The following is a 9,012-nucleotide window of genomic DNA, read 5'->3' as shown; positions in this document are numbered from 1 at the left end:
TCTTCCGCCGCTTCTTCGAAAACCCGGATGGCCAGGGTGGCCCTGGCCAGCAGGCACCGCAGGAGCGTGAAGCTCCGCAGGCGATCGGCTCTGGCGTGATCGTCGATGCCGCCAAGGGCTACGTGATCACCAACAACCACGTGGTGGCCGATGCCGAAAAGATCACCGTGCGCCTGTCCGATGATCGCGAACTATCGGCCAAGCTGGTCGGCACCGATCCGGACACCGATCTCGCCGTGCTGCAGATCGAGGCGAAGAACCTGAAGGCATTGGTGATCGCCGACAGCGACAAGCTCGAAGTCGGCGATTTCGTGGTCGCCATCGGCTCGCCGTTCGGCCTGCGCCAGACGGTGACCTCGGGCATCGTCTCCGGCCTTGGCCGTCAGGGCCTGGGCGAAGGTTATGAAGACTTCATTCAGACCGATGCCTCGATCAACCCGGGCAACTCCGGCGGCGCGCTGGTCAACCTCCGCGGCGAACTGATCGGCATCAACAGCCAGATCCTGTCGCGCTCGGGTGGCAACATCGGCATCGGCTTCGCGATCCCGACCAATCTGGTCAAGAGCGTGATGGCGCAGCTGATCGAGAATGGTTCGGTGGTGCGTGGCCGCATCGGCATCCAGGGCGGCCAGGAACTGACGCCGGAACTGGCCAAGGCCTTCAACGTGCCGGATGGCAAGGGCGCGCTGATCGGCAAGGTGGCACCGGATTCGCCGGCCTCGAAGGGCGGCCTGCAGGACGGCGACATCGTCATCGAAGCGAACGGCAAGGCGGTCAAGGATTTCGCCCAGCTGCGCTACATGGTCGGCCTGCTGCGGGTGGGCGACAAGGTGGCGATGAAGATCCTCCGTGACGGCAAGCCGAAGGACGTGACCGTCACCGTCGGCAAGAACGTCGACAACGACAAGACGGCCTCGTCCGAGAAGCTGCACCCGGCACTGGTCGGTGCCACGTTCGGCGCGCTGACCGGCGCTACCGGCGAAGCGGCCAAGACCGCCGGCGTCAAGGGCGTGCAGGTGCTGACGGTCGATCCGCGCTCGGTGGCCGCGAAGAATGGCCTGCGTCCGAACGACATCATCCTCGGCGTCAATCGCCGGCCGGTGACCACTGTCGCCGAGTTCGAGCGCCTGGCTGCGCAGAAGGATGGTCAGTTGCTGATGCAGGTGCTCAGAGGCCAGACCGCGTTCTTCGTGATTCTGGAGCCGTAACGGCTACGCGTCACCGAGTGGTCTGAGTCGCCTATAACGCGGGCGTGTCGCAAGGCACGCCCGCGTTATACTTTTTGCCATCCATCCCCGCGTACGGCCATGCTCCCCAGCGAAGTCGCCCAGTTGGAAGCGCGCGTGCAGCGCCTGATTGCAGCCTGGAGGCAGGAACGCCTGGAAAAGAAGCGGGCGTTGCAGGAGCGGGATCGGCTGCTGGCACTGAATGCCGAGCTGAAACGTCGTATCGAAGGCATCGTCGAGCGCATTCGCGTCATCGAATCGGATCCCAATAGCTGAGCCCGGAGGAAAGATGAGCAAAGCTGCCGACAAGAATGACCCGATGACCGTCACCGTGCGGATCATGGCCCGCGAATACGCGGTGACCTGCCCGCCGGACGAGCACGATGGCCTCGTCGCCTCGGCCGACTACCTCAACGAGCGGATGACCGCGATCCGCCGCCGTGGCAAGGCACTCGGTGCCGAGCGCATCGCGGTGATGACAGCACTGAATCTCGCCCGTGAACTGCTCGCGCTGAAGGGCGATCCGTCGCTGCTCAAGCCCGATCAGGAAAGCCTCGACCGGCTCAAGCAGATGTCGTCCGACATCGACCAGACGCTCGACCAGGCCGAGGAAACGAAAGCCCGGTGACGAGCCGCTGAACGGTCGGCTTCAAGGGGTCGATGAATGTCATCAAGCACCCTTGAAAACAGAGCGTTCGTGCTAATGTTTGTCTGTGTCTCCTGCAGTGTTCGATGTCTGTCAGGAACCCTTGAGCCTAATTGCAATGCAAAGGGAGCCTCAACAGCGTAGGGAGTGCAGGCCCGCCTTGCAGCGGGAAGCCCGAATACATTGTCCGGCCCCCACTTGAGACCTCCGTCTAAAGGTCACGACGGATGACGGCACAGGTGGGAGACACCCTTCTTTCTTCCGCAGCGCGCAAAGCCGCGCTGCGACGGCAGCTGCGGCAAGCCCGCGCTGCACTCCCGCAAGCACAGCGCATCAGCGCCGCCCGGCGTGCCATGCGCTTGCTGCTGCGCGAGCTTCCGCCTCGCTGTCGCATCGCGATCTATCTGTCGGTGCGCTCGGAGCTGTCGACCACGCCGCTGCGCGCTGCTCTCGCACGCGCCGACCACCAGGTCTTCGTGCCGCTGACGATGCGCGACTGGCGCCTGCGTTTCGTCCCGCTCGATTGCAATACGGTGCTGCGCAAGCGTGGCCCGCTGCAGTTGCCGGAACCGGTCTCGCGGCGACATCTGAAAACAGCGCGCGCCTTCGACGTGATCCTGGTGCCGCTGCTCGGCTTCGATGCCGACGGTGGCCGTCTCGGCAACGGTGGCGGCTATTACGATCGCGCCCTCGCCGGCTCGCGCATCGGCCGTAAGCCGCAGCGCATCGGCTACGCTTATGCCCTGCAGGAAGTCGGCGAATTGCCGATCGAAGCTTTCGATGTGCGGCTCGATGCCGTGGTCACCGAACGCGGCCTGCGCCGCTTCCCTCAACGCCAAACCGACTGACGATGAACTACTGGCTGATGAAGTCCGAACCGGACTGCTTCTCGATCGACGACCTCAAATCCCGCCCGAAGAAGACCGAGGCCTGGGATGGCGTGCGCAACTACCAGGCGCGCAACTTCATGCGCGATGGCATGAAGGTCGGCGACGGCGTGTTCTTCTATCACTCGAACTGCGAAGTCCCCGGCATTGTCGGCCTCGCGACGATCGCGTCGACCGCCTATCCGGACCCGACGCAGTTCATCAAGGATCACGAACACTACGATCCGACCGCCAAACCCGAGGAGCCGCGCTGGCTGCTGGTCGACGTCAAGTACCAGCGCAAGCTGAAACGGACCATCTCGCTCGCCGAGCTGAAAGCCAGGGAGGCCGACATGCCCGGTTTCCAGCTGCTGATGAAGGGCAACCGGCTATCGATCATTCCGGTGCGCAAGGAGCACTGGGATTACGTGCTGGCGCTCGAATAGCACCTCAGCCTCATCAGCCGGCAATGAACAGCCGGTAGGCCGGATTCTCGCTTTCATCGTGATACTCGTAGCCGAGCGCGTCGAGCGCGCGGCGGCAGTCGGCCCGTTCCTTCTTCGGCACCTGCAGGCCGCAGAGCACGCGACCGTAGGCAGCGCCGTGGTTGCGGTAGTGGAACAGCGAGATATTCCAGCGACTGCCGACCGCCTGCAGGAAATCCGCAAGCGCGCCCGGGCGCTCGGGGAACTCGAAGCGGTACAGGCGCTCGTCGTCGATGCCCGGCGCGCGACCGCCGACCATGTAACGGACATGGACCTTGGCCATCTCGTTGTCAGTGAGATCGGCCACCGCGTAGCCATCGGCACGCAACGCGTCGATGGTCGCATCGCGCGCCGCCTTGTCGTCGAAGTGCACGCCGGCAAACACGTGAGCCTGCTTGTTCGAGGCGTAGCGGTAGTTGAACTCGGTGACCGAGCGGCGACCGAGCTGTTTGAGGAAACGCTTGAAGCTGCCCGGCTGCTCGGGGATGGTGACGCCGAGCAGAGTCTCGCGGCCATCGCCGAGTTCGGCGCGCTCGGCGATGTGGCGCAGGCGGTCGAAGTTCAGATTGGCGCCGCTGATCGTCGCGACATAGGTCTTGCCGGTGTCGCCGGTCTGCGCCACCCACTTCTTGATGCCGGCGACAGCCAGCGCGCCGGCCGGTTCCGGCAGCGAGCGATTCTCGGCGAAGACGTCGCGGATCGCTGCGCAGATTTCGTCTGCGGATACGCGCAGGCAGGCATCGACGGTTTCGCGGCAGATCTTGAATGGTTCAGCACCAGCCTGACGCACGGCAACACCATCGGCGAACAAGCCCACCTGCGGCAGCTTGATCCGGCGGCCGGCTTCCAGCGCCTGGGCCATGCAGTCGGAATCGTCCGGCTCGACGCTGATCACCTTCACGCCCGGCCGCACCGCCTTCACCCAGGCGGCGATGCCGGCCAGCAGGCCGCCGCCGCCGGTGCAGACGAAGATCGCGTCGAGCGGACCATCGGCACCGATCTGTTCGAGGATTTCCTTGGCCACCGTGCCCTGCCCGGCGATCACTTCGGCATCGTCGTAGGGCGGGATCATGGTCAGGCTCTTCGCTTCGGCCAGTTCGACGGCATGCGCTGCAGCGTCGTCGAAGGCATCACCAAACAACACGATCTTGCCACCGAGCGCACGTACCGCATCCACCTTCACCGACGGCGTCGTACGCGGCATGACGATCCAGGCCGGGATGCCGAGGCGCTTGGCCGACAGCGCCACACCCTGGGCGTGGTTGCCGGCCGAAGCGCAGATCACGCCGCGGGCGCGCGAAGCTTCCGGCAGGTTGACGATGCGGTTGTAGGCGCCTCTGAGCTTGAACGAGCGGACGCTCTGGGTGTCCTCGCGCTTCAGCAGCACCTTGTTGTTCAAGCGGGCCGAAAGCTTCGGCGCCGGCTCCAGCGCCGAGACGATCGCCACGTCGTAAACCCGGGCGCGTTCGATGCGCGTCTTGTAGTCGGCGAGCAGACGATCGCGGTCGCCCTTGGCAGATTTGGGTAGCGGCTTGGAAGAAGATTCGGTCACGGCGTTGAACGCTCTGGTTTTCGGCGCCGGAGAAGGGCGCCAGTGCGGATACGAGGGTCGCGTATCATACCGTCCGCCCCGAAACCCCCTCCCCGACCTGTTCTCCATGGCCGTGACCGACAGCAACGCCAGCGCTCAGAATTCCGCCGACCGCATCGCCTTCATCGGCGGCGGCAACATGGCTGCGAGCCTGATCGGCGGACTGATCGCGGCGGGTCATCCGGCCGAGTTGATCCGCGTCTCCGAGCCGGAGGCCGATCGAGCTGCCGCGTTGCAGGAACGCTTCAGCCTGAAGCTGGCGAAGGACAACGTCGCTGCCGTCACCGGTGCAGACATCGTCGTGCTCGCCACCAAGCCGCAGCAGGTGGCCAGCGCCGTGCGCGGCCTGAAACTGGCCGTCGACACCACGCTGATCTCGATCTGCGCCGGCGTCCGCATCGCCAGCCTGCGCGAACTTCTTGGCGGTAGCGATTGGGCGGGAGCGATTATCCGCGCGATGCCGAATACGCCGGCGCTGGTCGGCGCTGGCATCACCGGCCTGCATGCCAGCGACAACGCCACGCCGCGCGCGCGGATGCAGGCGGAAACCGTGCTTGCCGCGGCTGGCCAGGTGGTCTGGGTCGAACGCGAAGCGCTGATGGATGCGGTCACCGCGGTGTCGGGCAGCGGCCCGGCCTATTTCTTCCTGCTGACCGAAGCGATGGCCGAAGCCGGCGTGGCGCTCGGCCTGTCGCCGGAAGACGCGAAGAAGCTGGCGCTGCAGACCTTCATCGGCGCCGCCAAGATGGCTGCCGGCGAAGGCACTGACGTCGCCACCTTGCGCGCCAACGTCACCTCGAAAGGCGGCACCACGCAGGCGGCGCTGGAAAGCCTTGAAGCCGCCGGATTCCGCCTCATGCTGAATACGGCGCTGAAGGCCGCGGATAGCCGTGGCGCCCAGCTAGGCGATGAACTCGCCGCCACCATCTGACCCCCATCTGACCCACCATCTGACCGAGGGCCTGGACCATCATCAACGTCATCTACAGCCTGTTCACGACGCTGCTCGATCTGCTGCTCTGCGTCTTCCTGCTGCGAGTCATGCTGCAGCTGGTGCGGGCCAATTTCTATAACCCGATCTCGCAACTGATCTGGAAGCTGACCCAGCCGGTGACCCAGCCACTGGTCCGCTTCATCCCGCGCATCCGCAACATCGACACGCCGGCGGTACTGGTGCTGGCGGTGATCGCGGTGCTCGATATCGCCATCGTCGGCAGCCTGTACGGACAAAGCGTCGGCACTGGCCAGATGTTCTGGCTGGCGCTGCTGAAAGTGATCAGCCTCGGTCTGCGCGTGTTCACCTTGTGCCTGCTGGTGGTGACGATCCTGTCTTGGGTCGGCCCCGGCGTTTCGAACCCGGCGGCGAACGTGCTGTGGAGCCTGACCGAGCCGGTGCTGAAACCGGTGCGCCGGGTGATCCCGCTGGTCGCGGGGCTGGACCTGTCGGCGATCCCGGTGATGATCGTCTTCCAGGCGCTGGACAGCTGGCTGCGCGCGCTGCTCGGCCTGTTCCACTGAGATGGTGCCCGAAGTGCTGAGCCAGCCCGCCGAGGCTGGCGGATCGGTCGGCATCGTCACGCCGCAGACCATCGTCATCGACACGCCGTTGCTGCTCGCCTGCGGCCGCAGCCTATCGCGCTTCGAGCTGGTCATCGAAACCTACGGCAGGCTCAACGCGGCGCGCAGCAACGCCGTGCTGATCTGCCACGCCTTGTCCGGCGACCATCACGCCGCCGGCTTCCATTCCGCCGATGACCGCAAGCCCGGCTGGTGGGATTCGGCGATCGGCCCTGGCAAGCCGATCGATACCGACAAGTTCTTCGTCGTCTGCCTGAACAACCTCGGCGGCTGCCGTGGCTCCACCGGCCCGACGACGATCAATCCGGAAACCGGCGCGCTCTGGGGCCCGGATTTCCCGATCGTCACCGTGCGCGACTGGGTCGCCTCGCAAGCGCTGCTGGCCGACCAGCTCGGCATCGACGCCTGGGCCGCCGTGATTGGCGGCAGCCTCGGCGGCATGCAGGTGATGCAGTGGACCATCGACTGCCCGACCCGCATCCGCCACGCGCTGGTGATTGCCGCAGCACCCCGCATCTCGGCGCAGAACATCGCCTTCAACGAGATCGCCCGCCAGGCGATCCTGTCCGATCCCGAGTTCCACGGCGGCCGTTACATCGAAGCCGGCGCCCGGCCCGAGCGCGGCCTGAAGCTGGCGCGGATGCTCGGCCACATCACCTATCTGTCCGATACCGCGATGCGCGCCCGCTTCGGCCGCATCCTTCGCGATGGCGATGGCCAGTACAACTTCAATTACGACGTCGAATTCGAAGTCGAAAGCTATCTGCGTCATCAGGGCAATTCGTTCGTCGACCGCTTCGACGGCAACACTTACCTGCTGATGACCAAAGCGCTGGACTACTTCGATCCGGCCCGCGAATACGGCGACGATCTGGCCGCCGCGTTCCGCCAGGCGCAAGCTAAATTCCTGGTGGTCAGCTTCTCCGTCGATTGGCGCTTCTCTCCGGCCCGCTCGCGGGAAATCGTCAACGCCCTGATCGCCGCTGGTCGCGACGTGAGCTACGCCCGCATCGATTCCCAGCTCGGCCACGACGACTTCCTGATGCCGATCCCGCAGTACCACGCGGTGCTGCGGAACTACCTCGATCGCGTCGCGCTGGAGGTGGGTTCGTGAGCCCGTCGCTGCGTCCTGATCTCGCCCTGATCAGCGACTGGATCGCGCCCGGCTCGAGAATTCTTGATCTCGGCTGCGGTGACGGCGCCCTGCTCGCCCATCTGGCCAGCACGCGCCAGGTGCGTGGTTATGGTCTTGAGATCGACGACGACAACGTCGCCAACTGCATCGCCGCCGGCATCAACGTGATCCAGGCCGACGTCGACGACGGCCTCGCCGAATTCGCCGACGGCTCCTTCGACTACGTGGTGATGACCCAAGCGCTGCAGGCGCTGGTACGGCCGGATCTGGTGCTCGCCGAAATGCTGCGGGTGGGCCGCGAAGTGATCGTCACCTTCCCGAACTTCGGTCACTGGCGCGTGCGCCTGGCCCTGCTCGGCGGCCATATGCCGCACACGCCGGCCTTGCCTGCCGAGTGGTACGACACCGAGAACATTCACCTCTGCACGCTGGCGGATTTCGAGGCCTTGTGTGCGAGTGCAAATTGGCAGGTGCTGGAGCGGGCCTTGCTGGATCGGCAGCATCGGGCGGGATTCAGTATCCGGACGGCGCCGAACTTGTTTTGCGAGATTGCGCTTTACAAGCTGCAGCGGCCGGGCTGAGGCCGGCCTTGCCGGGAGATGGCCCGTAGGTCGAGCCTCGCCCAACGCTTCTTCGCTGGATCTTCGGCTTGATAGCTCTGAATTCTCGTTGGCTGGCCACGCTCCCGAACCGGGCCATTGTCGGGCAAGGCCCGACCTACAAGCGGAGATCAGCCCTGGCCATCTCGCAACGATTCTTCCCTGCTCGCTTCGCCCGATACATCGCCTGGTCCGCCGCCAGAATCAATGGATCGCAGCCATCAGCGTGATCCGGGTAGAGCGCCACGCCGATGCTCGCACCGACCTCGATGATGTCCGGGCCATTCGGCGTCTGCAGCGGATAAGGGCGGCGCAGCTCGCGACCGATGCTTTCGCACAGGCGCATCGCTGCGCTGGCCGTGTCGATCACGCCTTCGAGGATCACGGCGAATTCATCGCCGCCCAGGCGCGATACGGTGTCTTCGTGACGCACCGAGCCGCGCAGGCGGCCGGCGATCGCTTTCAGCAGTTCGTCGCCGACCTGATGGCCGTAGGTGTCGTTGACTGGCTTAAAGCCATCGATGTCGATATAAGCCAGCGCGAACGGCCGATCGTGGCGGCGGGCGCGTTCGATGGCGTTTTCGAGGCGATCCATGAACAGCATGCGATTCGGCAGATCGGTCAGCACGTCGTGGTGCGCCAGATGCTGAACAAACACTTCAGAGGCCTTGCGCTCGGTAATGTCGCGCGCACTTCCGACGGTGCCAATCACCTGGCCCAATGAATCGATGAAGCAAGCCTGATGAACGTCGAGAAAAACAGACTTTCCGCAAACCGTCCCGGACTCTTCAAAGACCGTCGGCTCGTCGCGGCTGAGGGTATGCCGGTCGACATCCAGCCAGAACTCGCCCAGCGTGTACCACTCGGCATCCTCGGGATGGCGTTC

11 protein-coding genes and 1 other RNA gene are annotated in these 9,012 nt (G+C 65.0%); 10 read left to right on the top strand and 2 right to left on the bottom strand.

Annotated features, from left to right (window positions below):
* The 6 genes from QZY06_RS21760 to QZY06_RS21735 form a co-directional block, all read left to right on the top strand.
* Positions 1–1,208 (top strand): Do family serine endopeptidase (locus tag QZY06_RS21760; protein ID WP_295688271.1); only part of this gene is annotated, 1,208 nt, incomplete at its 5' end.
* A gap of 99 nt (positions 1,209–1,307) precedes the next feature.
* Positions 1,308–1,502, top strand: coding sequence for a hypothetical protein (locus QZY06_RS21755; RefSeq protein ID WP_295688267.1), 195 nt, complete (start codon positions 1,308–1,310; stop codon positions 1,500–1,502).
* Between the two features lie 13 nt (positions 1,503–1,515).
* Entirely contained in the window at positions 1,516–1,854 is a 339-nt protein-coding gene (locus QZY06_RS21750) for a cell division protein ZapA (RefSeq protein WP_022978192.1), read from the top strand.
* 86 nt (positions 1,855–1,940) lie between these two features.
* A non-coding RNA gene (gene ssrS / locus QZY06_RS21745) (6S RNA) lies at positions 1,941–2,122 on the top strand.
* Positions 2,112–2,720, top strand: a complete 609-nt coding sequence (locus tag QZY06_RS21740) for a 5-formyltetrahydrofolate cyclo-ligase (RefSeq protein ID WP_295688263.1) — start codon at positions 2,112–2,114, stop codon at positions 2,718–2,720. Before ssrS ends, QZY06_RS21740 begins: the two co-directional genes overlap by 11 nt.
* Positions 2,721–2,722: 2 nt before the next feature.
* The gene (locus tag QZY06_RS21735) at positions 2,723–3,184 is read left to right on the top strand and encodes an EVE domain-containing protein (RefSeq protein ID WP_295688260.1); all 462 of its coding nucleotides are present in this window, start codon (positions 2,723–2,725) and stop codon (positions 3,182–3,184) included.
* Between the two features lie 13 nt (positions 3,185–3,197).
* Here the strand turns inward: QZY06_RS21735 and ilvA are convergent, their stop codons facing one another.
* Positions 3,198–4,718, bottom strand: coding sequence for a threonine ammonia-lyase, biosynthetic (gene ilvA, locus QZY06_RS21730; RefSeq protein WP_295688279.1), 1,521 nt, complete (start codon positions 4,716–4,718; stop codon positions 3,198–3,200).
* Positions 4,719–4,881: 163 nt separating this feature from the next.
* On the opposite strand from ilvA, the gene proC reads away from it, so the two are divergent.
* Genes proC through metW form a run of 4 tightly spaced genes read left to right on the top strand, consistent with a single transcriptional unit; the run spans position 4,882 to position 8,108 of the window.
* Positions 4,882–5,745, top strand: coding sequence for a pyrroline-5-carboxylate reductase (gene proC, locus QZY06_RS21725; protein WP_295688257.1), 864 nt, complete (start codon positions 4,882–4,884; stop codon positions 5,743–5,745).
* 38 nt (positions 5,746–5,783) lie between these two features.
* Positions 5,784–6,332, top strand: coding sequence for a YggT family protein (locus QZY06_RS21720; protein WP_367275716.1), 549 nt, complete (start codon positions 5,784–5,786; stop codon positions 6,330–6,332).
* A gap of 1 nt (position 6,333) precedes the next feature.
* The gene (locus QZY06_RS21715; RefSeq protein ID WP_367275715.1) at positions 6,334–7,506 is read left to right on the top strand and encodes a homoserine O-acetyltransferase; all 1,173 of its coding nucleotides are present in this window, start codon (positions 6,334–6,336) and stop codon (positions 7,504–7,506) included.
* Positions 7,503–8,108, top strand: a complete 606-nt coding sequence (gene metW, locus QZY06_RS21710) for a methionine biosynthesis protein MetW (RefSeq protein ID WP_367275714.1) — start codon at positions 7,503–7,505, stop codon at positions 8,106–8,108. Before QZY06_RS21715 ends, metW begins: the two co-directional genes overlap by 4 nt.
* 136 nt (positions 8,109–8,244) lie before the next feature.
* Here metW and QZY06_RS21705 read toward each other — a convergent pair.
* Positions 8,245–9,012 (bottom strand): GGDEF domain-containing protein (locus tag QZY06_RS21705; protein ID WP_295688251.1); only part of this gene is annotated, 768 nt, incomplete at its 5' end.

It is taken from the genome of uncultured Nevskia sp. (assembly GCF_903885465.1).
Lineage (GTDB): Bacteria > Pseudomonadota > Gammaproteobacteria > Nevskiales > Nevskiaceae > Nevskia.
This window is presented reverse-complemented; position numbering and strand designations above follow the sequence as displayed.

Bases quoted from the DNA above. Each gene is read 5' to 3' on its own strand.
- QZY06_RS21755 (WP_295688267.1), top strand. From the start codon at position 1,308: ATGCTCCCCAGCGAAGTCGCCCAGTTGGAAGCGCGCGTGCAGCGCCTG.
- QZY06_RS21750 (WP_022978192.1), top strand. From the start codon at position 1,516: ATGAGCAAAGCTGCCGACAAGAATGACCCGATGACCGTCACCGTGCGG.
- QZY06_RS21735 (WP_295688260.1), top strand. From the start codon at position 2,723: ATGAACTACTGGCTGATGAAGTCCGAACCGGACTGCTTCTCGATCGAC.
- proC (WP_295688257.1), top strand. From the start codon at position 4,882: ATGGCCGTGACCGACAGCAACGCCAGCGCTCAGAATTCCGCCGACCGC.
- QZY06_RS21715 (WP_367275715.1), top strand. From the start codon at position 6,334: ATGGTGCCCGAAGTGCTGAGCCAGCCCGCCGAGGCTGGCGGATCGGTC.